Consider the following 24,047-nt stretch of genomic DNA (forward strand, 5'->3'; position numbering starts at 1 on the left):
TATGGGCTGCTGTGTTCCAAAAGTCAATGTCCTTAATTACGGCTCTTTCCGAAAAAATAAGGGGATTTTTTCCCGCTATTTTCAAATCCATGCTTATTTTTGTAGTGAATAGAGGGAGTTTTTCCCCTTATCTTAAGAAAAAGCACCTGTTTTCCAGTATTTTGAGTGATTAAGGGGAGTTTCTCCCTCTATTTAAGCTACTTTCAGGGTAATTTAGGTGAATAGGGGGAATTTTTCCCTCTATTTACTATCCGAGGTACTGGGCCAGCCCCTGACCGCTAAGTGCGTCATCAGCTAGCTTAAAAGGGACCTTTCCAGTCCGACAGGCAAGAGTGGCTTTTCGACGAGGATTATATGACCCCCAATGGCTAGCAGCTGGAACTAAATCACTGGTAATTTTGCAGGAGGTCGTATGTCTGCAGCGAAAGCCTCAAAACTGAGGAGGGAAAATGGCATTAAAAAGGGAACAATCTTTTAGAAAATATGATTTAAAAAGTTATTCCCTTAATTAAATATCTTTCAGGAAAAAATAGGAGAAGATTTTTCCGTTATTTTCAGTTTCAAGCTCATACTGGAGTGAATAGAGGAAGTTATTTCTCTTATTTAAGGAAAAGGTGCTATATCTTAGGGTTTTTATGCAAATAAAGGAACTTTCTTCCTCTATTTAAGCTGTTTCCGTTGCTATTCAGGAAATAAGGGAAATTCATTCCTCTATTTGCAGGAAAGAGCCATATCAAAAAATGGAGGACCATCCACTTGGATGATCCTTCATGTTAAGCAGTATAGCGGCACTTGGGATAGTTAGAACATCCTTTAAAACGGCCATGCTTCCCTCTTCTTTCAAGAAGGTTCCCATCACACTTTGGACAGACATTATTATGTACCTTAAGTTTGACTTGTTTTCTGTCTGATTTTATCTGGGTGACATGGCTTTTGACTGCCCCTTTGCCTGCAATTGCTGCTGACTTCAAACGGTCATGGACTGCTTTTGCGTAGGGTATGGAATTTCTTTTATCTCCGTAAGACTCTATTGTTTTCTTTATTCTAGTGTCATAGGTGACATGAGTGTCTGGCGAAGTGATGTTGATCTTTTTCAGGTCCGCTTTAGTATTAAAGGCGATGATGGAGACATAGGGCAGCTTTACCTGCTCGCCTAAGATATGTTTAATTGCTTCGATATGGCCGTAGTTCTGATGAATCGGATTCTGGAATTGCTGCTTGTTTTTATAAATCTGCTGTGTCCATTTTTTGCTCTTTTCGCTGCCAAAGATCCAGCCCTTATAATTCTTGGTTTCTATCACAAAAATTCCATACGGTGAGACGACTATATGGTCGACCTGAGTTGTTTTTCCGTTCTGGCCCGGCAGCAGAATATCATGCAGAATGAAATAGCGTTCGGGATCGAGCTTGCTTAAGAAATATTTCACCCAGCCTTCTCCAATTCTCCCCTTCACTTGCGGCAGGCCGAGGACAGCGGCGCCGATCACTAACAAACTAAAAAGAATGAGCACGTGGTTACCTCCGAATAGATGATCTTTCTACTAGAGTACCATAAAATGACAAAAGTTGACTTGTTTTTTTTGTAGAATATGGTCGCTTTAGCCCTTTAAAGCACAAAGAGGGACAGTCCCCTCTGCTGCGGTGAAGCAGCAAAGGGGACTGTCCCTTTTAGCGCGTTAGTGTGGTGATGTGCGGTCTTTCAATGTATTGAGCAGCAGGTGTGCGGCAATCCGGCTGGTCATGTCGCGGATGTCTAAGGTAGGGTCGATTTCGACAATATCCATGGCGGCTGTTTTTTTATGCCGGCAGCCGATACTGACGGCTTCCATTAAGGTGCTGCTATCCATCCCGCCTGGACCGATGGCCGGACAGCCGGGTGCAAAGGCCTGATCGAGCACGTCCATGTCCACGGAGAGGTAGATTGTGTCGACTTTTTCAGCCAACATTTTTAGGGACTCTTGCATGATATCACTGATGTTCCTCTCGCGGACTTCCTTCATTGTATACACCCTCACGTCGTTTTTCATGGCGTATTGATAATAGGCTCCGGCATTGGAGTAGTTGCGGATCCCGATTTGCACCAGATCTTCTCCTTTAAGGATGCCTCTCTCCAGCAGCCTGCGGAATGGCGTTCCGTTCGTGGGACCCCCGTCCTCGACATTCCGCAGGTCATGGTGCGCGTCGAACTGGATGACCCCGATTCTTCCTTTATGTTCTGTGAATGCTTCTATGGAAGAAGTGGTGATAGAGTGGTCTCCGCCCAGAATAATGGTAAAGGGTGCGGCGTCCTCTCCCCAAACTTGCGTAAGAGATTCATAGATTCTGTTTTGTGACTCGACAATGGAGGTCGGGTGCATCAGAATATCGCCGAAATCGACAAACCCGTAGTCTGCGAGCTCTCGTTCTTCCTCGATGGCAAAGGTTGAATAGGAACTGAGGCAGCGGCGGATGGCTTCTGGAGCAAAGCCAGCACCTGAATGGCTGATCGAAGACTTGGAAAGGGGTGCGCCGACGAGGGCGATATCCCCTTTCTTACCTTCCGTCCAGGGCATGAGCAGTTCTTGGGCTTTTTTTGTAAAGCGGTCCTGGAACTGCGCCTTGCCTGCTTCCCTAAGATGTGTAAACCTGTTCATCCTCCCGCTCCTTTCCATAGACTAGCTTGCCTGCCTTCCACACCGTGTTCACATGATTCACACCATAGTGGTACGGTACATAATGATAGTTGGGAACGTCCCATAAAACAATATCCGCTTGGCGGCCAGGCGCGATCTTACCCGCACTTTCTCCTCTGTTGATCGCATAAGCGGCATTGACCGTCACGCTATTCCAGATTTCTTCCGGCGTCATCTTCATTTTCAGCGCGGCCAGATTCATGATGAGCTGAAGGTTTTCCGTCGGTGAACTGCCGGGATTGAAGTCTGTCGAGAGAGCAACCGCAGCACCTGCCCCGATCATTTCCCTTGCCTTCGCATAGCTGTCTTTGTTGAGGTAAAAACAAGTGCCGGGAAGCAGAACTGCAATGGTTTCCGATGTGCCGAGCATTCCTATCCCTTTATCCGAGGCACCAACCAAGTGCTCCCCGCTAATCGCTCCCACTTCGACTGCCATTTCCGTGCCGCCCAGCGGATCGATTTCATCAGCATGAATCTTCACATCGAAGCCCATTTCCTTTGCTTTTAAAAGATAGGTCCGTGCCTGCTCGACAGTAAAGACGCCTGTTTCACTGAAAATGTCGACGAATTCCGCGAGCCCCTCTTTTTCTATTTGAGGAAGCAGGTTCAGCATTTCCTGTAAAAAAGCTTCCGGGGTTTCTTTATGTTCCGGCGGTATCGCATGGGCTCCTAAAAAGGTGGAAACTAAATCGACCGGATGCTGCTCGTTTAATTTTTTCACAACTCTTAACTGCTTTAGTTCTGTTTCTTTTTCCAGCCCGTAGCCGCTTTTTGCTTCCATGGTGGTGACTCCGTAGGAAAGGATGCGGTCGAGGTGGAAGCTCGCTTTTTCTAAAAGCTGTTCCTCCGTTGCTTCCCTGGTTGCCTTCACCGTCGACAGGATCCCGCCTCCCCTCTTGAGAATTTCCAGATACGGGACCCCCTGCTGTTTCAAGGCCATTTCGTGCTCGCGTGATCCACCAAAAACGAGGTGTGTGTGCGGGTCAACGAGCCCCGGTGTCACCAATTTGCCTTCCGCATCAATCGTTTTGTCTGCTGTTAGAGAGACCGCTTCTATGGTTTTTCCCACCCAGGCAATCTTTCCGTCTTTGATCGCCAAGGCAGCCTTTTCGATCATTGGCGCTTGTGCCATCTTTTCACCTCTGATGGGCCCGTCTCCATGATCCATCGTCAGCAGCTGTCCAATATTTTTTATCAGTATATCGTATTGTCCGGTCATTATTTGTCTCCTTTCATTGGAACTTTAATTCCCCATTTATCAGCGGTTTCTTCCGCTTTTTCATAGCCCGCATCCACGTGGCGGATCACGCCCATTCCCGGATCGGTCGTCAGGACGCGTTGCAGGCGCTCATGCGCAAGGTCCGAACCGTCTGCGACAACGACCATTCCTGCATGGAGCGAGTAGCCCATTCCCACTCCGCCTCCGTGATGGAAGCTGATCCAGGATCCTCCCGCCGCTGTATTAATCAGTGCATTCAGGATTGCCCAGTCGCCAACGGCATCGCTTCCGTCCTTCATGGATTCTGTTTCACGGTTTGGCGATGAGACAGATCCGCAGTCGAGATGGTCACGGCCGATGACGATCGGTGCTTTTAACTCGCCATTTTTGACAAGCTCATTGATGGCAAGACCCATTTTCACCCTCTCGCCATATCCCAGCCAGCAGATCCTTGACGGCAGCCCTTGGAACGCGACTTTTTCCTGAGCCATGTCAATCCATCTCAGCAGTTCCATGTTTTCCGGGAACAGTTCTTTGATGAGCCGGTCTGTGCGGTGAATATCCTCCGGGTCACCGGATAGAGCTGCCCATCGGAAAGGACCTTTTCCTTCGCAGAACAGCGGCCGGATATATGCAGGGACAAATCCCGGAAAGCCGAACGCTTCCTCCACCCCTTCATCCTTGGCGACTTGGCGGATGTTGTTTCCATAATCGAATACGATGCTGCCCCTTCGCTGGAATTCGAGCATTGCCTCGACGTGATTGGCCATGCTGTTTTTCGAAAGCTTTGTGTACAGACTTGGATTTTCTTTTCTTAAGGCATCTGCTTCTTTCAAGGTATATTGTTCCGGAATATAGCCGTTCAGCGGGTCATGGGCCGATGTCTGGTCAGTCACAATGTCTATTTTGGCAGAGATTTTTAACAGATCATGATGAACTTCCGCCGCATTTCCCAAGAGGCCGATGGAAAGAGGCTTGCCGGTTTCCTTTGCTTCGTATGCCATCATTAACGCTTCCTCTAGGGAATCGGTTTGAACATCGAGGTATTTTGTGTCGATGCGTTTTTGAATTCTCTCCGGATCGACGTCGACCGCTATGCACACACCGCCATTCATAGTGACCGCTAACGGCTGCGCCCCGCCCATGCCTCCGAGGCCCGCCGTCAATGTAATCGTGCCTTTCAGTGAGCCGTTAAAATGTTTCCGGCCTACTGCGGCAAACGTTTCATAGGTTCCTTGTAAAATCCCCTGCGTTCCGATGTAGATCCAGCTTCCCGCTGTCATCTGGCCGTACATCATCAAGCCTTTCTGGTCGAGCTCGTGGAAATGCTCCCAGTCTGCCCACTTCGGCACAAGAACTGAGTTGGACAGGAGGACGCGCGGTGCCGCTTCATGGGTTTTAAAAACCCCGACCGGCTTGCCGGACTGCACCAGCATCGTTTCATTGTTTTCAAGGGTTCTCAGCGTGTTGACAATCGCATCAAAGGATTCCCAGTTCCGGGCCGCTTTTCCGATGCCTCCATACACGACGAGGTCCTCCGGCTTTTCCGCCACCTCCGGATCAAGGTTGTTATAAAGCATCCTCAAGACCGCTTCCTGCTCCCAGCCTTTGCATTCGATTTCCAGCCCTTTTTTGGCTCTGACTATCCGTGTTTTTTCCATTAATAGTTCCTCCCTTATTGGGTGATTTTTTTGGTTGAGTTGAAGTCCTGCCAGTTCATGTCCTGCAGCCAGAGCTGTGTTTTCTCTATATCCTTTGAAAAGACGCGGTCCTTCGTGATGGATGGAACCTGCTTTCTTGCTGCCGTGTAAAACCGGTGCGTAGCTCTTGCCATTTTTTCAGGGCCACGGAACTCCACCGCCTGCAAGCCGCAGATGAGTTCGACCGCCAGGACCCTTCTTGCGTTTTGTAAAATTTGATACGCGTGACGCGCCCCGATGGTTCCCATACTGACATGGTCTTCCTGGTTCGCCGAAGATGGGATAGAATCCACGCTTGCCGGGTGCGCAAGGGTTTTATTTTCCGAGACAAGTGACGCTGCACAGTATTGCATGATCATGGCTCCTGATTGGAGGCCAGGTTCCGGACTCAGGAATGGCGGCAGGTCATTGAGCTGCGGGTTGACGAGTCTTTCCACTCTTCGCTCTGAGATGTTCGCCAGTTCGGCAATGGCTATTTTCATAAAATCCATTGCGATGGCGATCGGCTGTCCATGAAAATTGCCTCCGGAAATCACTTTTTTTCCATTGTCAAAGATGAGCGGGTTGTCTGTTGCAGCATTCATTTCGATTTCCAGTTTTTCTTTTACATAATCGAGCGCCTGCCAGGATGCACCGTGAACCTGCGGGATGCACCTTAGTGAGTAGGCATCCTGAACCCGCAGCTCGCCTTGGGAGGTGGTGAGGAGGCTTCCGTCGAGATGATTCCGTATTCTTTCTGCCGTTGCAATCTGCTGAGGGTAGCCCCGGGCGATATGAATATCTTCGTCAAACGCGTCCGTGATTCCCTGGAGACCTTCGATGGTGATGGCGGCAATCATTTCAGACTGATAGGCAAGCTGTTCGGCTTCGATGTAATTGATAAGACCCATAGCCGTCATCGCCTGCGTCCCGTTGATAAGCGCAAGGCCTTCCTTCGCCTGCAAGGTGATCGGCATGATGTCTTCCTTTGAAAGAGCTGGCAGCGTCGGCTGGATTTCACCTTTGTAAAAAACCTCACCTTCTCCCATCAGCGCAAGGGCCAGATGGGAAAGCGGCGCGAGGTCTCCGCTGGCTCCGAGTGACCCCTGCTGCGGGATGACCGGGTGGATGCCTTTGTTGAGGAGTAAGATGAGTGTTTCTATTACGGCCGGTCTCACCCCTGAATAGCCCTTAAGGAGCGCGTTCGCCCTGAGGAGAAGCATCGCCCGGGATACTTTTTCCGGGAAGGGATCACCGACTCCGCAGGCATGTGAATGGATGAGGTTCAGCTGCAGCTCCTCTACATGTTCCTGGTCGATGAGAACGTCGCTGAACTTGCCGAAGCCGGTGTTGATTCCGTAAACGATTCTTTCGTCGCGGACAATCCTCTCCACCGCTTCCCTGCTTTTGTTGACCTTGACCAAACTCACCGGCGATAACGTCACCTTTTCCTTGTAATAAATAACCTTCTTCGCTTCTTCCACTGTCAATGTATGTCCTGTCAGTTCAATCATTCATGTTCACCCTTTGAATTTTTATTAGATGGTGTTTGGTGGCGCTTTAGTGGTTTAAAGCACTGAAAGGGACAGTCCCTTTTCGTGCTTTAAAGTGTTAAAGAATCTAATATCTGTATTCAGAAAAACAAAAAGAGGCTCGACGACAAATAAGCTTTGTCGTCGAGCCTCCTGATTTCTAATCACTATAGGCTCTTCCTTATTAAATATGGTTGATTCCAAGGCCGATGGTTTCGTGCTCCAGGCCTTTGATGGGTGCACCTATGGTTCCGTACAGCGCTACGGCGATCCATTCGCCTTCTTCGGCATTTTTATAGGGTTTGCCTCTGACAACAGCGAATCTCAGGCCGACCGTTCTGAGGATTTCTCCCAGCTGGGTCTGCCCGCGGGTGACTCCTGAGATGGCTTCCATGGTCGCATGGTACAGCGAGTGCATCTCCCTGTAGAGATCCTCCCTGACAATCTCATTCCGCTTCGCTGCGGTTTCAATCGCAGCCACAATCTTCTGGACGTTCATCGAACCGACTTTGCCTGTGCAATACTGCCAGTTTAACTGTTTGAATTGCTCGCTGTATACTTCTTCCGTCTCGTCCATTAGGAGAAGGAGAAGCGCACTCTTGCCTATGCGGTGTTGATCAACTATTTTCATGGCTTCCGCACCTTTTGATTTCTGAATTTACTAATAACTTAGTTTCATTGTATGGGTTTTTCTATAAGTGGTCAACGCATTATAGGAAGATTTTAGAAACTTAGATTGGTAACGCGTTAAAGCGTTGAGAGGGACTGTCCCTTTTAGTACTTTAACGTGTTGAAAGGGACTGTCCCTCTTCGCACTTTAAAGCGGTAAAGGATTTATGGTCTTAGGTAGGTGGCGGCTTCTTCCTGCTCTTGGTAGGTGAGCTTTCTAAGAATGAATTCGTTGTATGAAGATGCGGGTGAGTCGGGAAAGAAGGATAACACTTTTTCTGTGTGGACGAGGGGATCGTATTTTTGCTGATAAAAGGCGGGGTAGCTGCTCCAAGGGTAGTGTTCTGGTTTTTTCACAAGATTGGCCTCGACGGGGTTGAGATGAATATACTTGCTGACACCAAGCAGGTAGGAGGTGGTATCGACGAGTTTGGCCTTGAACCTCCCTTGGAAGAGATGGCCTACAGCATTATATTTGTGGTTATAGTACATCGCATAGCAGGTATTGACCGGTCTGAAAATATTCGTCGGTGTGTGTTTAAGGGTTTGCAGAAGCAGATGGATGTGATTGTTCATCAGACAGTGGGAGTGGAGCAGAAATGGGGCATTCCTGGAGGACCGCTGGAGTAGGTTCAAGTAGTTTTGGTAATCCTTTGGCTCGTGAAAAATTTGCGACTTTCGGTTCCCCCGCATCATGATATGGTAGGTTGCTCCGAGGGACCAGTTTCGGGCTTGTCTTGGCATTAATAATCTCCTTTCAAGTTGTATGGTGGGTGGTACGACTATTTATTTCTTCATATAGGGGCTTAGTTCCTTCTAGCTTAGAAGAATAAGTGTTGGCTTTAATGCTTTAAAGTATTGCAAGGGACTGTCCCTTTTCGCGGATTAACGTATTAACGCGGTGTATCACTAAGAGGGACTGTCCCTTTTAGTGGTTCAGCTCGATAAAACGCTTACAAAAACAACCAAAAAAAGCACCTTTGACTTTATTCAGTCTAAAGAGCTTTTTCTTTTACGAATGTATATTCACTTTGAAGTTCCTTTTGAAGCCATGATACCATTTTGGAAGCATCCATATTTCCATGTTTTGCTTTGTCAAAGGCTTTTTGCATGAGAGTGAGTAACTGCTGCTGTTCATTGGTTGAATCTTGTTGCAAAAGATTACCTCCTAAAATACTTATCTATATATTGTATTTACCTGTCTGGCGAAATGTTAAACGTTATGAATATACATACTCTACCAGAAAACTACAAGTTTCGTAAATACAATTTTTGGATATATTGTGAAGGTTTTAAGAGAGAAAGCCTTTTTTTGCAATTTTGACAGGCTGAAGGTCAGGCTTTACGGGATGTTTGCTGGTTTTGACTTGTGTATCTTTGTGGGGATGTAACAAAAAAGATAAATATGTATCTTTTCTTTTCAATGTGAAACATTGGACAATGTGATTGAACATTTCTTCTGTCAGCTCATCAAAAGGGGTAAAGGGTACTATCTGGAGGTTTTTGTCATTTACCGTTAACACCAGGATGCTCTTGATTCCATTAACATCAGCTCTTAACAGAAATTTTGTTGACCTCGTCAACGGGATAGGCAGGAAACTCAAGAATCTTTTCTCTTTAGTCAGGTCACTTTCATTTAAACTCTTCATGGCCAGTGTGCAATTTCCTATAGAAGTAAGAAGAAAGGATTCCTCTGAATACTTACCCCTGAATACCAAATAAAAATCCTTTAAACTCTTAAGTCCCCCAGCATCCATACAAGTCAGCAGCAACACCTTATTTTTCATTGTTTCCTCCCATTATTCTATTTTCACCAACAAAATAGGACTTTTTTCCCCTACATTCTTATACTAAAGGGAAAATATGTATATTGACAACAGTTTTTCTAAAGTAAACATATTTTTTACGTATATAAGTAAACGATATATTAACTTCCAAACCCTTCTTTCTTCTAGGAGTTATGTTAATAACATCTAATGAAGACTGCGGGTGAAAGTATGATTTTTTCTGAAGCAATGAAGAGATATAGAGAAGAAATTGTTCAGTTGAGCCAGGTAGAGGTGGCTAAACGTTTAAATATCAGCAAACAATTGCTGAATAAGTATGAAAATGGAAGAAGCCAATTCCCTGATGACATTTTAAGAAAGCTGGTTCATTTATATCAGCTTTCTCCCCTGGATTTATATAACATTATCTCGGGTTCCGCCTACCCTAGTGAAAACCCGGAGCATGCTATGGTTCTCAGGGAAAAATTTGAGGATGAAGAGCTGGAGCGTGCAGTGAATATGCTTAAAGAACATCCTCACCTTAAAAGGTTGATAACTTCCGCTTCCTATTTTGATCAGAAAAAGCAGGAAAAGTTCTTTCAAAAACTAACTACCCTTGCTAAAACACTGGAAGACTGAACTTCGACAAAATCCGACTATATACCTATTAATTTCTCGAAGGAAATACCGATAGAAGAATAGTCCGCAAGAAAAGGCAAAGTTATTGAAAGATAATGACGCAAAGCTAAAGGGACTAAAATGAGAGTTTTCATCATGTCAGCCAGCTGCCGCAAAGGAGGATTATTACATTGAAATTCCTGACTCCAGAGGAAATGAAGATTAAAAAAGATCGGCAAAAGAAAATTACGTATGCTATGATCTTCGTCATCATGGTCTCTATGTTTACCGGAATCACCTTCCTGACTTATTCTTTATAAGAAGTAGAAAAGGACCTCCTCTTTAAGGAGGTTTTTTTTGTAATCCATCTACAATTTATGGAAAAGTTCGAGGATTTCCGATAAAATGATTGAAGGGTCAGAAACCACTGGAGGAATACATTCATGAATGAAATTAAACTGTTAAAAGGACTGCTTCATCCTTCTATATATTTTTATCAATTAAGAGAATCAGAGATTTTAAAAGGCTACAGTAAAACAATTATCACCCTTTTTCTGGTCTCCATGCTGATTTTCGGCTTGAACGCCAGCTTTGGCTGGGGAACCGTGCCCTTGTCTAAAGAACTTACTTCCCTATCCCCTTTGGATTTTGAAGTACATAAATTTTACTTTTTACTGGGCAGGATCTTATTGGGCCTTTTATACGCAGCAGTGATCCTATTCATCCCTTCCCTGCTGTTTTGGACTCTTTCGGAAGCCGAATTCAAAAAAATCGTTGTGGTCCAGGGTATCACCCTGCTGATCCTGCTTCTTGAAAAATTTACTTACCTGCCGTTCCTGACTTTTATGTCGCTGAACTGGTACTCTTCCCCCTTCGCCCTTGGAATCATCGGCCAGGCCCTGACAGAAAATGACTGGCTGAAGTATTTCCTAGGAAGCATTTCACTGTTTAAAATCTGGGCTGCCTTTATTCAATTTAAAGGGCTTAAGTGGCTCACCGGCAAGAAAAACGGGGTGCTCTTACTTTGGGTGGCAGTCATCAACCTTCTGTTCTGGAGCATTACGGCATTTTTAGCTTATATAGACTTTTCGATTTTAGTATAAAGGCGGTGAATTCACTTGAGTAAAAAAATAATCTACCCGGCTATCATCCTTTGCCTTGTTTTCTTGGCTGTCAATGTGTTTTTAATCGAGAAAGCGGACAGCAAGGTGGACCGCAATTCGTTTGTGAACGACTGGAAATCTATTACTACCGGAAACTTGCAGAATTCACTGGAAAAAGTGGCATCCCTTGCTTCTGCTCAGGAAAGTTATGTTTATTTTGACGAGAGCTTTGGCACGTTCCAAGAGTTCCTCGTTAAAGAAGGCGATGAAGTGTCGGCAGGTTCTGACTTGTTCACTTTTGAAGCAGAAAATACATTAAGCCAGCAGCAGCTGCTGGAATCGGAAATCCAGCAGCTTGAGGATGAGATTGACAGCATTGAAGATCACATCACTGACCTGCGAACGCTCAGGCCATCTGCAAGCGACACCAGGGTACCTACCTCCTCTGCTCTGGATGAGTTCCCGCCGGATGAAAGCATGGAAGCAAGCTCACTCGAAATCGATTATTATGTTGAGCAGGAAATCGCGGCTAAAGAGCTCGAAATGGAGCGCCTGGAAAACAAGGCAGACAACTTTGAGCGGCAGCTGAGCGACCTGCAGTCGTATGAAACGACCCTGACAGTCCAGAGCGAATTGGACGGGGTTGTGAAAAAGGTTTCCCGCGAGGTTGACAATCCCGTTATAGTCATTGCATCCACCTCGCCTGTCGTTGAAGGGGAATTAAATGAGCAGGAAGTTCTTGAGGTCATGGAAGGCCAGGAGGCTGTAGTTCGTTCAACAGCTGTAAAAGCAGAGCTGAACGGCTTTGTAACCGATGTTTCCCCCCTTCCTTCTGAAAATGATGCCGAGGACGGCGGTAGCTCTTATCCATTTCAAGTAGAGTTCAGCGAAGATCAGGAATTGGAAAATCTGCGTCCCGGCTTTCACGTCTCCCTTTCCATCGTAACGGAAGAAGCGAAGGATGTACTGACCGTTTCTGAAGACAGCCTGGTGATGGATGGGGCAAAGAAATACCTGCTTGTTGTCACAGAAGACGGAAAGCTGGAAAGAAGGAAAGTATCTGTCGGCATGAAATCAGGCGATAGAGTCGAAATCCAAAAGGGCATGGAAAAAGATGAAATCTATGTTAAGGACCCTGACTCTATGGATTTACCAGGCTCCACTTTTGTGACGCCTGTACAATTTGACAGACTGACCAATTCAGCTATTAAAAATGCTGACAGACACACCATTTTAGAAAATCTCCTTCTCGGAATCCTTGAAAGAAAATAACATGAAGCGCCGTACCTGACACAGGTTCGGCGCTTTTTTGGGTATAGAAAAGGTATGCTCCCTCATACTAACCATGAATAGAATCCGAAAAGGAGGATTTCATGAAAAAATATAAATTAGCCATCATTCCCATCCTGATATTTTCTATTATATTTATAGCCATCCCTCCCTCCTGCCTGTTCGCTGAGACCCCTGAGAAGAAGGTGATTTTCCTGGTGATGGACGGGACAAATTCAGATGTCGTGACTCTTGCCCGCTGGTATAAGGGCTCCCCTCTTCACTTGGACAGCATTTTAACAGGCGGTGTCCGGACGTATTCAGCTCAATCAGCCATCACCGATTCTGCAGCAGGCGGGACAGCGATGGCCACCGGCTTCAAAACAAAGGCCGATTACATTGGCATGATTCCCGATGGAGAAGGTTCCAAGCCAGCAGTCAGCCTGCTTGAAGCGGCCCGGATACAGGGATATGGCACAGGCATTATCTCCACTTCTCCTGTTCAGCACGCAACCCCCGCTGCTTTTTCCGCTCATGTGAAAAACCGCGATGAGTTCAGCGACATTGCCGAACAGCAGGTATATCAAGGAATGGATGTTGTATTGGGCGGCGGTCTTGCCTGGCTTCATTCTGGTGGGGATAAAAGACGTGCGAATGATGACGCTATGTTAAAAACGAAAGAGGCGGCCCGGAAAGATAAAGAGAATCTCCTTGAAATCATTGAGGAGAAGGACTATCAGATTTTAGAGAACAAAGCAGACCTGGACGAGCGTTCTCCTGGAAGGCTATGGGGCAGTTTTGCCGATGAGGATATGGCTTATGACTTTGACCGTGCGGCACTTTTGCCGGAGCAACCTTCTTTGGCCGATATGACTTCTTCTGCGATTGAGCGGCTGAACCAGTCCAGAAATGGATTTTTCCTTTTTATTGAAGGCAGCAAGGTTGATTGGGCAGCCCATAAAAACGATCCTGTCGGAATGATCAGCGAGGTGCTCGCGTTTGATGAGGCGGTCGGTGAAGCACTCGAGTTCGCAAAGCGTGACGGACATACAATGGTCATCGCGGTGACAGACCACGGAAACAGCGGCCTGACAATCGGAAATGGTTCCACTGATAAAGACTATTTTGACCAGCCGGTGAAGCAGATCATTGAGCCTTTGAAAAAAGCGCGATTAACAGTGAAAGGGGCATCCTCTCAGTTAGAGAACGACCGCTCCAATTTAAAAGAAGTGCTCGCCTCCTATGGGCTCGAGGACCATACGGAAGATGAGTTCTGCAGAGTGGAAAAAGCCGGGTCGATTACAGAACTGGAGAGTGAAATGGCCGCGATGCTCAGCAAGCGGGCTTCCCTCGGCTTTACAACACACGGCCATACCGGTGAAGACGTCTTCCTCTATGCCTATGGACCGGAAAAACCAGTGGGACTGCACGAAAACACGGACCTTGCCACTACTGTATCCGACTTCCTCGGGTTGAATTTAGCGGGCTTAAGTGACTGGTATGTTGATGCACGTGAGTATTATGAAGTGCGGGGGTATGAGACAAAAATCGACATGAGTGACAGTCACAACCCGAAATTTGTCGCACGAAATGAACAGGAGGAATTGGTGTTTCCGGAAAACAAGAATATCATGATTCGCAATGGTGCTGAGATCCAGCTTCAGGCGGTCAATGTTTATAATGGGGAGACTTTTTTTGTTCATGTTGAGTAGGTGTTGGTGGGTGCTTTAGTGCTTTAAACCACTAAGAGGGACTGTCCCTGGTCGTGCGTTAAAGCACTAAAGGGGCACTTTCTTGCTGCTTTCGAGTTGAAATTCCTATTTGCGGGCCGTTAACTCTTCCTTTTTACCTTCTCATTGGTCCGTATTTCTTGCTTGCGGGCCGTTACCTCCTGCCTTCCCATCTCTCATTGGCCCGTATTCTTGGTTTGCGGGCCCTTATCTTCTGCTTTCCCCTTTCTCATTGGCCTGTATTCCAAGTTTGCGGGCCGTTATCTCCTGCTTTCTCCTCTCTCATTGGCCCGTATTCCAAGTTTACGGGCTCTTACATCATGCTTCCCCCTCTCTCACCAGCCCTTATTAAACACACACTCCACACGGTTTTTCTTTTAGATGTCTCCCCCGCTCCATTTTCTTACTGATTTGCGTTATAATAAAAGAATGGTTAATTTTGATCGGAATCAGTCAGGAGGCGGCAAATCCTTATGAATGCACAAGAATTACAGGAAAAGTTGAAACCTTTGAGCAATTATCTGCTGGAAGAACTTCCGTATGGCAGCGAGAGACAAAGCATCGTCCAGAAGGGATTGCTGCTGTACCGGCAGAATCTTGTTGGCAATATAAAGTTCCACGATGACAGCATCACCGCGGATGTCCAGGACGTCACGCCTGTTAAGGTGACTCTTGAATTGGAATTTCCACGTATAAGCAAGTGCTCCTGCCCTTCTGATGAATGGTGCCGCCACCGCATGGCTGCTTTTTTTGCCGTATTCAGCAAAGCTGCCCCTGTGACCAATTGGATTCACAAATGGCGCACGACCCGGCCTGAGCAAGCTGCGAATACATCTCCTGAAAAAAAGGTGGATCTGCAGGATATATTAAAGAAGCATGAAGGCAGCATCAAAAAGGCCAGTGATCTTTTAAAAGACCGCAAACAGCGCGGAGACTCACCGGAAGAATGGTGGGACTATCTTCAGTATCAGTTCAGGGAGTGGGACAAAGAGGCCTTTCACCGCCAGTCGCACCTGCTGGACCTGCATATACAGAATTTTTTCCGTAAGCTGATGAAGGATGCTCCGTACGAGCGGGAATGGAAGCCGCTGTATCAGCTTTATGTTTCCTTTTTTCTGTTCCAGAACTTCGACCGGATGATGGTCTTTTTTAGAGGCAAGACGGCGGAGACTTCACACTACGAATTTTTGGTTGACGAAATGTTCGACAGCGTGAAGCAGTTATCCGTCCATGCCATGCCGTTCCGGTTCGATCCTTTCATTGAATTTTTAAAAGAAAAGACGGAGGAGCTGACGGGTTCTAACGAAAACAGTACGTTGGCAAAGGCAGAAATCTACCGCTTCCTATGGTACTTTCTTTTTAAGAAAAAAGCTTGGCGCCAGGCGGAGGTTCAACGACTGCAGGAAGAGCGTGCCCCTGAAGACCTCTTTTACGCCCTTGCCCTGCTGCATCAATACATTCTGCTTGAAGAACATGAGTTGGCAGCGACAGAAATTGAGAAGCTGGGCACTGAGATTGTTCCGTACTCCGATTTCTGGCTGGAGCAGCTTTTTCAAAATAAAAAATATGAACAAGGTGTCGCTTTCCTGAAGAGCATCATGCCGAAGGTCCCGTCATACGTCAATTCCCTTCCTCCTTATGACAGCGCAGCTTTTTCACGCTGGTTTTTGCGGACACTGCCGATTGACTGGATGACAGAAAATGAGCATGGTCTTCTCCGGAAACTGCTTGTCGCCCTTTTACCCTACAGTTACTCCTGGTACAACGAATTCCTGCTAAGTTCGAAGTCCTTCCGGGATTGGGTGGAGCTGCAGCGTTTTGTCGGATATGAGCTCAGGGAGATGGATAACATGGGCCTCCGGGATGCAGCTAAAGAAGCGCCTCAGCTCGTCCTGCCCCTTTATCATGAAGGAATCGAATTCTATTTGGCCGGCCGGAACCGTGATAATTATAAACAGGCGGTCAAATACCTGAAAAGATTGCGTACTCTATATAAAAAACTGAAGAAAACGGATCAGTGGGATATCTATTTGGATTTTATGTTAGAAAAAACCAAGCGTCTTCGTGCGTTCCATGAAGAATGCAGAAAGGGGAAGCTGATCGATGCTTAAAACACGTTTGCTGCATGTGTACATAGAGCCTCTGGAGAACGGCCGCTTCTTCCTTTACTGTGAAAACGACAGCGGCTATGATATCGGACCGGATGACTGGAAGGGCCAGTTGTTTCTTTGGCATGAAGCCAGTTTTTACGGTACGACGCTGCATCCCAAAGAGCTCGGGACCAGAAAAGGAATCGAGGTCAACAGCTGGGATCTGCTTTTGCTATTTGCCGATGAATCCTTCAGCGGCATGATTGACTGGCATTGGGATGAACTCGGGCAGAAGTGCCTTGCCGTTGCCCCGATCATGTACGATTCCATCCAGGAAGGAAAATGGATTCCCCGCTTCGAAGACATGGCGGAAAACGGCCTTTCCTTCCAGGTCCCGGATGAGCTGTGGGACAACTTTCCCGAAGAATTCTGGCAGGAGGATATCGGCGAAGAATCGGCTGAGGAGTTCGTTTCCGATTGGTACCAGCGCTCTGTCCGCCAGTCACTCTCTGCCGGGAGCAGTGATCAAATTTTTACCCGCCTGAAAAAACTCGAGGAGAGCACGCTCACTCCGGAAGAACTTCATGCTTATTTTGATGAAGAAAAATGGAGCGAATGGGTCGGCCTGACGGAAGATGAGACTCCCTTCACGCTGGGGCTGCGCCTGACGGAACCATTGGAGGAGCATGATCCCTGGGAGCTCGAAACCATCCTCCGGGATAAAAAGCGCAATGACAAAGTCTACTCGTTGGAGGAAGACCGGCTGCCTCCTTCTTATAAAAAACACCTCGATACGGTAAAAGAAGAACAGAACCGCTGGATGAAAATGCTTCCGCTTCTCGACCAGGGCGGCGAAATCCGTAATTCACTGGATGAGCACGACGCTTGGGATTTCCTGACCGTACTCAGCGAAAAATTTCTTGATCTCGACATCGAAATCCTGCTTCCTGCTTGGTGGCAGGCGATGAAGGATGCCCAGATGACGGTCAAAGCCAAAGTAAAAAACACGGACAGCTCTTATCGTCCTTCTTTTGTCGGGCTGAATGCCATGCTCGATTTTGACTGGCGCCTTTCAATGAATGGCGTGGACCTGTCGGAAGAAGATTTTCAAAATCTCGTGAACGACCAGCGCCGATTGATCAAAATCCGCGGACAGTGGATGAAGCTGGATCCAGCAATGATTCGGCGCATTCAAGACTTGATGAGCAAGGCAAAAGCGGAAGGAATTTCGATCCAGGATATGCTGGAGCAGCAGCTTGTTCCGCGTGATGAGGAAGAAGAACTTCTCCAAGAAGACGATTATGATCCTTACGAGTTCGCCAAAATCCAAATCGACCTCAACCGTTCGATGAAAAAAATGATCGACACGCTGAACAACTCTGCCGAAGTGCCGATCGTTTCGACGCCGGACACTTTCCAGGGAGAACTGCGCCCTTACCAGCAGCAAGGAATGAGCTGGCTGCTGTTCCTGCGCAGATACGGGTTTGGCGCCTGTCTTGCCGATGACATGGGACTTGGAAAAACGGTACAGCTGATTACGTACCTGCAAGAAGTGAAAAAGGTTGAAACCCCGAAGGCACCGGCGTTGATCATCGCGCCGACATCTGTGCTTGGAAACTGGCAGCGTGAGCTAGAAAAATTCGCACCTGACTTAAAAGTAAAGCTTCACTATGGAGCGAACCGTGACAAAGGAATTGAATTCGGACGCGGCATCCTCGATATGGATGTTGTTCTGACTTCCTACGGCTTGTCTCATCTTGATTTTGAAGAGCTGGAGACCGTCGAATGGAATGCGATCGCTCTCGATGAAGCGCAGAACATCAAGAATGCCAATACGAAGCAGTCACGGGCGATCCGTAAATTAGAAGGAAAGCATCATATCGCGTTGACCGGAACTCCGATGGAAAACCGCTTGTCAGAGCTTTGGGCGATTTTCGACTTCTTGAACCACGGCTATCTTGGCGGCTTCACGCAATTTCAAAAGAAGTTCATCGTGCCAATTGAAAAAGAAGAAAATGAATCACGGGTCAAAGAACTTCAGGCGAAAATCAGGCCGTTCCTGCTTCGCCGGACGAAGAAAGATCCAGAAGTCGAGCTGAATCTGCCGGATAAAATTGAGCAGAAAGAGTACTGTGCGCTGACCACTGAGCAGGCATCCTTATATGAGCAGCTCATTAAAGATACCTTCGCACAGCTGGAAGCCCTTAGCGGTTTTGAGCGAAAAGGACTTGTCCTGCAAATGCTGAACCGCCTGAAACAGCTCTGCAATCACCCTGCTCTTTATCTCAAAGAACCGCAGCCGGAGAACATTGAAAAGCGTTCTGAGAAAATGCGGAAGCTCGTTGATATTGTGGAAAATGTGCTCGATTCAGGTGAAGCTTGCTTGATCTTTACCCAGTACATCTCCATGGGGGAGATGATCCAAAACGTCATGAAAGAAAAGTTCGGCGTCGACGTGCCATTCTTGAATGGCAGCATGGCTAAAACCCAGCGTGACAACCTCGTGGAAAGATTCCAAAACGGTGAATTCCCTGTGTTCCTGCTGTCTCTGAAAGCCGGAGGAACCGGTCTGAACCTCACCGCCGCCAACCACGTCGTCCACTACGACCGCTGGTGGAACCCGGCCGTCGAAAACCAGGCCACCGACCGCGCGTATCGTATAGGACAGAACCGCTTCGTTCATGTTCATAAAATGATCGCATCTGGAACGCTTGAGGAAAAGATTGATATGATGCTTGAGAAGAAGCAGGCATTGAATGACGAGATTATTCAGAGTGACCAGTGGATGACTGAGTTGTCTGATCAGGATCTGCATAGTTTGTTGTCTTTGGAGTAGGTATCTATATATGTATAGTAGAACCCCCCTGCCGCTTTTTGCGGTGGGGGACTCTTTTTACTTTACCACTTTAAAGCACTAAGAGGGACTGTCCACGGGTGTTGATTAGCTATATTTTTCCAGTAGATACACACAGACTCCCCCATTTTCCAAACAGTGATTTAATGGCACACCTCACCTCCATTGGTAAGGTGTGCGCTATATAGCGACGTGTGAATTCTATAAAAGTGTATGAATGCAGGATTTCCCATTCTTCTTTTGTTTCATTGTAAATCCAGCGTAATAAAAAGTAGCTGATAAGAGTCCCGTAAACCTGGCTATAGACAGCGTTCGGAGAATTTCCAAAAAGGTTAGAGAGGTCCAGGTTTCCTTTTACCCAGCGGAAGAACAACTCGATTTGCCAGCGAAGCTTATAAATATAAGCGATGTCTTCCGGTGACATCATCATTAGATTTGTCGCTACTCTTATTTCATTGCCTTCGTTGTCTGTGAACGTTACCAATCGGAATCGACTCTTTGTTTTCCTTGTACCTTTCCCGATAAAAGCTGTTTGATCCACTTTTACCTTGCCTCCCGCATCAAGAGGGACACTGTGTTCCAACTCTTCAGGAAGAGAAAAGAATTTAGCAACTCGTATGACAAAAAACTGGTTACGTTCATGTAAATACTGAAAGTCACTGGTCCTTGCATATCCTCTGTCTCCCGTAATAATGGATAGAGATTCTAGGTCTTTATAAAGTCTTGGGGCCACCATGACATCGTGATCCCGGCCAGTTGTCGAGACCACCTGAGTAGGCTGCCCTTCCTCAACATCAAATTTGGTGTGCAGACGAATAGCGTGGCGGGTACGGGTGTAACCTGCCCAGCTCATATCCGGGTGTTGAAATGTAATCGTTGTGGAATCAACCGCGAACAGCTTGTAGGGTTTAAGGAGCGCACGACGAGCACCACGTCCCAAGCGTTCTACTAATCGAGAGAATAATTCTTGGAGAATCTGATAAGGAACATTTTGAGCTTTCTTAGCGAGGGTAGAGTGATCAACGGAAGGCAGACTTTTTTCCTTTGGCAATTTGGTCTCCGAATCTCGAAAACTTTCCCATTTTTTCGCAGAGGATATAACAAAAAAACGTATCAAATCGTGGGCTGATAACTTCCTAGCTGTGTCTTCATACCCCCACTTCTCACAAAGGTCGGCTACTTCCTCATCCGTAATGAAAGTTTGAAGAATCTCAGAAAGTTTGTTAAAGTTAGTCAATGAAACCACTCTCCTTTTTGTGTTGTTAGCGGTAACAATCATTCTAAAGGAGAGTGGTTTTTTTTGTCTAACGATACCGTTTATTTTACATATTGTGGTTAATCAACACCCGTGGACTGTCCCTTTCAACACTTTAAAGCGCTAAATTACACAAATATGAAAAAACCGGCTCTCATGAGAACCGGCAACAGTGGGGGTATTAGAAGTATTTTATTGAGTTTTTTATCTATGAGGTGAGGTGGAAGTTTGATGCGTGGTTGTTCCTAGGTTATGAAATAAAACAAGTCATTGAAAATTTAATTTTGTTTGGTGGTCATAAAAGAGATGCGATTATTTGCAGCAGCTTGAGGCTTGTCTTCGGAAGCTTTTTTCTCGAGGAGTGCGACTCGCTGTGTCAGGTAGTATAATTCCACATTTGCCCTTGCCAACTTTCTTATCAGATCTTCAATCAATTTTTCCATGGATTCGCTATTGTTCATAAAGGGAACTTCCTCCAGTTTTAGTCATAAACCAAATTGCTATCTCTTAAAATACCGGCAGAGCCTTTTCTACCTCCGGATTCCTCGGCTGCGGTTTGGCCGGCTGTGTCGGCTTTCCATCCAGGAATCTCACCTGTTCTGCGACAACCTCCGTGACATAAATCCGCTTGCCGTGTTCATTATCGTAATTCCTCGTCTGGATGCGTCCTACCACGCCCAGCACAGAGCCTTTATTACAATACTTCGCCGTGTTCTCTGCAGCCTTCCTCCACATCGTACACAGCACAAAGTCAGCTTCATAATCACCGCCCTGACTCTTAAACTGACGATTGACCGCAAGAGTAACATTCAACACCGCCTTCCCTTCGGATGTGTAACGCATCTCTGGATCCTTCGTCAATCTGCCTACCAACGTAACCTGATTTATCATTTTGTCTCACCTCTTTTCTTTCGTTGGTAAGTATAGGATATAGGGATTTTGGGAGAGTGTAAAATGGGAAAAAGGTATTTTTCAACGAGCCATAAATAAGCAAAAATCCATTTTGATTAAAGTGAAATGGATTTTTCAGTAAAGGAACTTATTTAAAATGGCTTTTTTGAAGAAATGAAATTTTTTTAAAGTATTTGCCCCATCCTAATCTCTATTTTGCTAACACATTATAAACCCACGTTCCATGAAGTAAGAAAATCAGTGAATATAGCGTAACTGCTGTGTAAGTGATAGAGGAGAACCATTTTTTCGAGGGGATTTTATCAAAGAATATTAATGTATATACCATTAGAGATAATAAAATTTTCAACGCAATAAAGAATACGGGGTGAGTGGTATAAAGCAAGTCCATGAGAGGATTAGCTTCTTGAATATAGGCGTTTTCAATTCCTATTGCTGTCACAATCGCATCAATAATATTTAGAGCTGCTAATATATGAAGTGCAACTTTCATGAAATCACCTAATTTTCATTATTATTTGATCAAGGCCTGAAGACATAAATTTTAGTATAAGAATGTCTTCAGCTCCTTTTTAGATCTAACCTTTTCTTGCTTTGCAGACGAAATAGAATCATTCCTGTCCCGGCCATTATTGCTCCTACCAAAAGAATTTGAAAAACATCTGTTGCAGTATTGGGCAACTTTGGTCCGTCAACAGGGAACACGCCTCCCATTGTTCCTTCTACATAAAACTTAAATTCAAAATCACTTGTCAATCCTTGATATTCATTTCCTAATTCATATGGCATTTCAATAGTGAGGGTTAGCTTTTCCTGCTTCGAACTTGCCAGCAATCTAGGCTCAAGTTTGTGAAAATTACCAAGACTTCCATTATAAAGCTCTTTTTTCTCATCCTTTACTGTTAAAATTAAAGCATTGTATAGCATTTCTGATCCACTAATGAACTTAGCCGACGAAAGATATTTAAAATCCTGTGTTCCACTGTTCAGTATGTCTATTTCTCTACTTGCCCAATCACCTGGCACTAATTTACTGACGTTAAAAGATACACTGGCAGGACTTAAAGCAATATCGATCTCATTATTTTCTTCAGCTTCAGCTTCAGCGTTTTGGCTTAAAATCATTATGATTGTTACAATAAAGACTTTTAATACTGCTTTTAGGTTCACCATCTTGTCCCCCCTAGCCTTCCATATATATGTATGAAGGCTTTTCGTTAATCATTTTCTCTAGATTCACCCTTATACTGGGTTGCCTCCAAATTAAAGATAACTTTCATTCCATGTCCTTGAAATTTATTTTGCTTGTAAAGCCCTGTTTGAGAATCTTTTTGTTTTTTGTCAAGGAATTCAACTGACATGATAATATGATCAGTGTCATTAACTGGTAGATCTGATTTAAATTGGTGGCCTAACAATTCTTTTATATACGTAGTTATATCAGGTGATTCCCCTTTTTTTGTTAGTTGCTCTAAATCAGCTAGAGTGGCTTTGTGGAAAGGGGTAATGATTGGTTGAAAGTCGCTAGTCAGCCATTGAACTTTAAACTGAGATCCAAAATCTTTTTTACTTGGGTTACCATCTTTGTCAGTTACAATTAACTCTGTATGCATTAAGACCTGATTAATATCCAGATTACCTACATTTTCAACTTTAAACAGACGGTGCATTGTATCTCCAGGTACTAGTTTAGAAACATCAAATACGACTGTTGGATCTACTTTAAGGTCTAATACCCCTGCTTCCATGGAGTTACTCATGGCTTCAACATCATTAAACGCTGCCCATGTACCCCCGCCTACTAATGACAAACCTAGTGCAGCAGACATTACACCGTAGCTTATTTTCTTTTTTAGTGTCATTTGTTATCTTCCCATCTTTTAAAAATTAATAGGAGTGGAGTAAAAATCTCCACTCCTATCTTTCAAGATTTATTCGACATCGTTAGATCTAGGCCCACCAGTTTTTTGAGTTGCTTCAAATGTGAAGTCTAGAGTTACACTATTACCCATAAATTTATTTTGATTATATTCACCATTCGTTTTGGTACCATCATTAACAAATTCTAGTTCCATAGTGATAGTATCAGTATCATAGTTATCGAAGTCAGCCGCAGGTTTACCAGGAACCGATTTAATATTATCTAAGCCATCTCCAGAGGCAATATCAAAGTCATCATCATCTTCTGTTGCATTCACGAAATCATAAAGAGTGACATAAGAACGACCTTCGGAAGGATTAATTTCGTCAAGCAAATTGGTGCTATCAGAATCGTAAACATCAATCTTGAATTGTTTTAAATAATCCTCTTTTGATTCATTTCCTGGAAGTGCTCCGTCAGCTCCGTTAGTCCCTCTAGCAAAAGTAGCATTTGTAGAAAGCAGTACTTGAGCAATATCAATGTTTCCATCATTCTGAATTTCGAAAGATCTTTCAATAGTTTCTCCTGGTACTAGCTTAGATACGTCGATTTTACCAGTTGCAGCACTATCTAATACTAAATCCAGTGTTCCTGCAGAAAGACTATTAGTCATTGTTTCAATATCATTAAACGCTGCCCAAGTTCCGCCACCTACTAAAGATAATCCTAGTGCTGCTGATGCTACTCCTAAACCTAACTTTTTCTTAATACCCATTCTTTTCTTCCTCCTCGTTTTGCCCCAATTTAGGGGTATGTAA

Annotated in this window: 23 protein-coding genes and 1 riboswitch; of the genes, 7 read left to right on the forward strand and 16 right to left on the reverse strand. The window is 45.4% G+C overall.

Annotated features, from left to right (window positions below; all coding sequences use genetic code 11):
• Positions 1–773: 773 nt before the first annotated feature.
• The 9 genes from FZC79_RS23605 to FZC79_RS10875 form a co-directional block, all read right to left on the reverse strand.
• Positions 774–1,511, reverse strand: a complete 738-nt coding sequence (locus FZC79_RS23605) for an NERD domain-containing protein (protein ID WP_148946955.1) — start codon at positions 1,509–1,511, stop codon at positions 774–776.
• A gap of 165 nt (positions 1,512–1,676) precedes the next feature.
• The gene (gene hutG, locus FZC79_RS10845; protein WP_148946822.1) at positions 1,677–2,633 is read right to left on the reverse strand and encodes a formimidoylglutamase; all 957 of its coding nucleotides are present in this window, start codon (positions 2,631–2,633) and stop codon (positions 1,677–1,679) included.
• The gene (hutI, locus tag FZC79_RS10850; protein WP_148946823.1) at positions 2,611–3,891 is read right to left on the reverse strand and encodes an imidazolonepropionase; all 1,281 of its coding nucleotides are present in this window, start codon (positions 3,889–3,891) and stop codon (positions 2,611–2,613) included. The genes hutG and hutI overlap by 23 nt, the downstream gene beginning before the upstream one ends.
• Positions 3,891–5,552 carry a urocanate hydratase gene (gene hutU, locus FZC79_RS10855; RefSeq protein WP_148946824.1) on the reverse strand — a complete coding sequence of 554 codons (1,662 nt, stop codon included), beginning with the start codon at positions 5,550–5,552 and terminating at the stop codon, positions 3,891–3,893. The genes hutI and hutU overlap by 1 nt, the downstream gene beginning before the upstream one ends.
• Positions 5,553–5,566: 14 nt before the next feature.
• Positions 5,567–7,084, reverse strand: a complete 1,518-nt coding sequence (gene hutH / locus FZC79_RS10860) for a histidine ammonia-lyase (protein ID WP_148946825.1) — start codon at positions 7,082–7,084, stop codon at positions 5,567–5,569.
• A gap of 202 nt (positions 7,085–7,286) precedes the next feature.
• Entirely contained in the window at positions 7,287–7,733 is a 447-nt protein-coding gene (hutP, locus tag FZC79_RS10865; protein ID WP_148946826.1) for a hut operon transcriptional regulator HutP, read from the reverse strand.
• 203 nt (positions 7,734–7,936) lie between these two features.
• The gene (locus FZC79_RS10870) at positions 7,937–8,515 is read right to left on the reverse strand and encodes a transposase (protein ID WP_148946827.1); all 579 of its coding nucleotides are present in this window, start codon (positions 8,513–8,515) and stop codon (positions 7,937–7,939) included.
• 251 nt (positions 8,516–8,766) lie between these two features.
• Positions 8,767–8,928, reverse strand: coding sequence for a hypothetical protein (locus FZC79_RS23140; RefSeq protein WP_187442745.1), 162 nt, complete (start codon positions 8,926–8,928; stop codon positions 8,767–8,769).
• Between the two features lie 135 nt (positions 8,929–9,063).
• Entirely contained in the window at positions 9,064–9,558 is a 495-nt protein-coding gene (locus FZC79_RS10875; protein WP_148946828.1) for a hypothetical protein, read from the reverse strand.
• Positions 9,559–9,768: 210 nt separating this feature from the next.
• Between FZC79_RS10875 and FZC79_RS10880 the strand changes: the two genes are divergently transcribed.
• The 7 genes from FZC79_RS10880 (at position 9,769) to FZC79_RS10905 (ending at position 19,183) form a co-directional block, all read left to right on the forward strand.
• Positions 9,769–10,176 carry a helix-turn-helix domain-containing protein gene (locus FZC79_RS10880; RefSeq protein WP_187442746.1) on the forward strand — a complete coding sequence of 136 codons (408 nt, stop codon included), beginning with the start codon at positions 9,769–9,771 and terminating at the stop codon, positions 10,174–10,176.
• Between the two features lie 65 nt (positions 10,177–10,241).
• Positions 10,242–10,330, forward strand: a riboswitch (cyclic di-GMP riboswitch).
• Between the two features lie 16 nt (positions 10,331–10,346).
• Positions 10,347–10,475 (forward strand): hypothetical protein, encoded by a 129-nt coding sequence (locus FZC79_RS23845; protein WP_286365367.1) that lies wholly within the window; start codon positions 10,347–10,349, stop codon positions 10,473–10,475.
• 123 nt (positions 10,476–10,598) lie between these two features.
• Positions 10,599–11,258, forward strand: coding sequence for a hypothetical protein (locus FZC79_RS10885; RefSeq protein ID WP_148946830.1), 660 nt, complete (start codon positions 10,599–10,601; stop codon positions 11,256–11,258).
• A gap of 15 nt (positions 11,259–11,273) precedes the next feature.
• The gene (locus FZC79_RS10890) at positions 11,274–12,530 is read left to right on the forward strand and encodes an efflux RND transporter periplasmic adaptor subunit (protein ID WP_148946831.1); all 1,257 of its coding nucleotides are present in this window, start codon (positions 11,274–11,276) and stop codon (positions 12,528–12,530) included.
• 101 nt (positions 12,531–12,631) lie between these two features.
• Complete coding sequence (locus FZC79_RS10895) at positions 12,632–14,239, forward strand: alkaline phosphatase (RefSeq protein WP_148946832.1); 1,608 nt, start codon at positions 12,632–12,634, stop codon at positions 14,237–14,239.
• A 491-nt stretch (positions 14,240–14,730) separates the two neighbouring features.
• Positions 14,731–16,368: an SWIM zinc finger family protein gene (locus tag FZC79_RS10900; RefSeq protein WP_148946833.1), complete on the forward strand. Its 1,638-nt coding sequence runs from the start codon at positions 14,731–14,733 to the stop codon at positions 16,366–16,368.
• Positions 16,361–19,183 (forward strand): DEAD/DEAH box helicase, encoded by a 2,823-nt coding sequence (locus FZC79_RS10905; protein WP_148946834.1) that lies wholly within the window; start codon positions 16,361–16,363, stop codon positions 19,181–19,183. Before FZC79_RS10900 ends, FZC79_RS10905 begins: the two co-directional genes overlap by 8 nt.
• Positions 19,184–19,292: 109 nt before the next feature.
• Here the strand turns inward: FZC79_RS10905 and FZC79_RS10910 are convergent, their stop codons facing one another.
• From FZC79_RS10910 to FZC79_RS10940, 7 genes are all read right to left on the reverse strand, one after another.
• A complete protein-coding gene (locus FZC79_RS10910) occupies positions 19,293–20,438 on the reverse strand; it encodes an IS4 family transposase (RefSeq protein WP_148946835.1) in 1,146 nt (381 codons plus the stop codon).
• Between the two features lie 296 nt (positions 20,439–20,734).
• Complete coding sequence (locus FZC79_RS10915; protein WP_148946836.1) at positions 20,735–20,917, reverse strand: hypothetical protein; 183 nt, start codon at positions 20,915–20,917, stop codon at positions 20,735–20,737.
• A gap of 46 nt (positions 20,918–20,963) precedes the next feature.
• On the reverse strand, positions 20,964–21,347 hold the full coding sequence (gene ssb, locus FZC79_RS10920; protein WP_113928312.1) for a single-stranded DNA-binding protein: 384 nt from the start codon (positions 21,345–21,347) through the stop codon (positions 20,964–20,966).
• A 211-nt stretch (positions 21,348–21,558) separates the two neighbouring features.
• The gene (locus FZC79_RS10925) at positions 21,559–21,861 is read right to left on the reverse strand and encodes a DUF5658 family protein (protein ID WP_148946837.1); all 303 of its coding nucleotides are present in this window, start codon (positions 21,859–21,861) and stop codon (positions 21,559–21,561) included.
• A 68-nt stretch (positions 21,862–21,929) separates the two neighbouring features.
• The gene (locus FZC79_RS10930) at positions 21,930–22,541 is read right to left on the reverse strand and encodes a cell wall protein (RefSeq protein WP_148946838.1); all 612 of its coding nucleotides are present in this window, start codon (positions 22,539–22,541) and stop codon (positions 21,930–21,932) included.
• Positions 22,542–22,585: 44 nt separating this feature from the next.
• Positions 22,586–23,230, reverse strand: a complete 645-nt coding sequence (locus FZC79_RS10935; protein ID WP_148946839.1) for a TasA family protein — start codon at positions 23,228–23,230, stop codon at positions 22,586–22,588.
• 69 nt (positions 23,231–23,299) lie between these two features.
• Positions 23,300–24,004 carry a TasA family protein gene (locus FZC79_RS10940; RefSeq protein WP_148946840.1) on the reverse strand — a complete coding sequence of 235 codons (705 nt, stop codon included), beginning with the start codon at positions 24,002–24,004 and terminating at the stop codon, positions 23,300–23,302.
• Positions 24,005–24,047 lie beyond the last annotated feature (43 nt).

The sequence above is a fragment of the Rossellomorea vietnamensis genome, from assembly GCF_008180615.1.
Classification (GTDB): domain Bacteria; phylum Bacillota; class Bacilli; order Bacillales; family Bacillaceae_B; genus Rossellomorea; species Rossellomorea vietnamensis_D.

Excerpts from the sequence above, each read along its gene's own strand:
- hutG (WP_148946822.1), bottom strand. The coding sequence starts at position 2,633 with ATGAACAGGTTTACACATCTTAGGGAAGCAGGCAAGGCGCAGTTCCAG.
- hutI (WP_148946823.1), bottom strand. The coding sequence starts at position 3,891 with ATGACCGGACAATACGATATACTGATAAAAAATATTGGACAGCTGCTG.
- hutU (WP_148946824.1), bottom strand. The coding sequence starts at position 5,552 with ATGGAAAAAACACGGATAGTCAGAGCCAAAAAAGGGCTGGAAATCGAA.
- hutH (WP_148946825.1), bottom strand. The coding sequence starts at position 7,084 with ATGATTGAACTGACAGGACATACATTGACAGTGGAAGAAGCGAAGAAG.
- hutP (WP_148946826.1), bottom strand. The coding sequence starts at position 7,733 with ATGAAAATAGTTGATCAACACCGCATAGGCAAGAGTGCGCTTCTCCTT.
- FZC79_RS10870 (WP_148946827.1), bottom strand. The coding sequence starts at position 8,515 with ATGCCAAGACAAGCCCGAAACTGGTCCCTCGGAGCAACCTACCATATC.
- FZC79_RS10875 (WP_148946828.1), bottom strand. The coding sequence starts at position 9,558 with ATGAAAAATAAGGTGTTGCTGCTGACTTGTATGGATGCTGGGGGACTT.
- FZC79_RS10880 (WP_187442746.1), top strand. The coding sequence starts at position 9,769 with ATGATTTTTTCTGAAGCAATGAAGAGATATAGAGAAGAAATTGTTCAG.
- FZC79_RS10885 (WP_148946830.1), top strand. The coding sequence starts at position 10,599 with ATGAATGAAATTAAACTGTTAAAAGGACTGCTTCATCCTTCTATATAT.
- FZC79_RS10895 (WP_148946832.1), top strand. The coding sequence starts at position 12,632 with ATGAAAAAATATAAATTAGCCATCATTCCCATCCTGATATTTTCTATT.
- FZC79_RS10900 (WP_148946833.1), top strand. The coding sequence starts at position 14,731 with ATGAATGCACAAGAATTACAGGAAAAGTTGAAACCTTTGAGCAATTAT.
- FZC79_RS10905 (WP_148946834.1), top strand. The coding sequence starts at position 16,361 with ATGCTTAAAACACGTTTGCTGCATGTGTACATAGAGCCTCTGGAGAAC.
- FZC79_RS10915 (WP_148946836.1), bottom strand. The coding sequence starts at position 20,917 with ATGAACAATAGCGAATCCATGGAAAAATTGATTGAAGATCTGATAAGA.
- ssb (WP_113928312.1), bottom strand. The coding sequence starts at position 21,347 with ATGATAAATCAGGTTACGTTGGTAGGCAGATTGACGAAGGATCCAGAG.
- FZC79_RS10925 (WP_148946837.1), bottom strand. The coding sequence starts at position 21,861 with ATGAAAGTTGCACTTCATATATTAGCAGCTCTAAATATTATTGATGCG.
- FZC79_RS10930 (WP_148946838.1), bottom strand. The coding sequence starts at position 22,541 with ATGGTGAACCTAAAAGCAGTATTAAAAGTCTTTATTGTAACAATCATA.
- FZC79_RS10935 (WP_148946839.1), bottom strand. The coding sequence starts at position 23,230 with ATGACACTAAAAAAGAAAATAAGCTACGGTGTAATGTCTGCTGCACTA.
- FZC79_RS10940 (WP_148946840.1), bottom strand. The coding sequence starts at position 24,004 with ATGGGTATTAAGAAAAAGTTAGGTTTAGGAGTAGCATCAGCAGCACTA.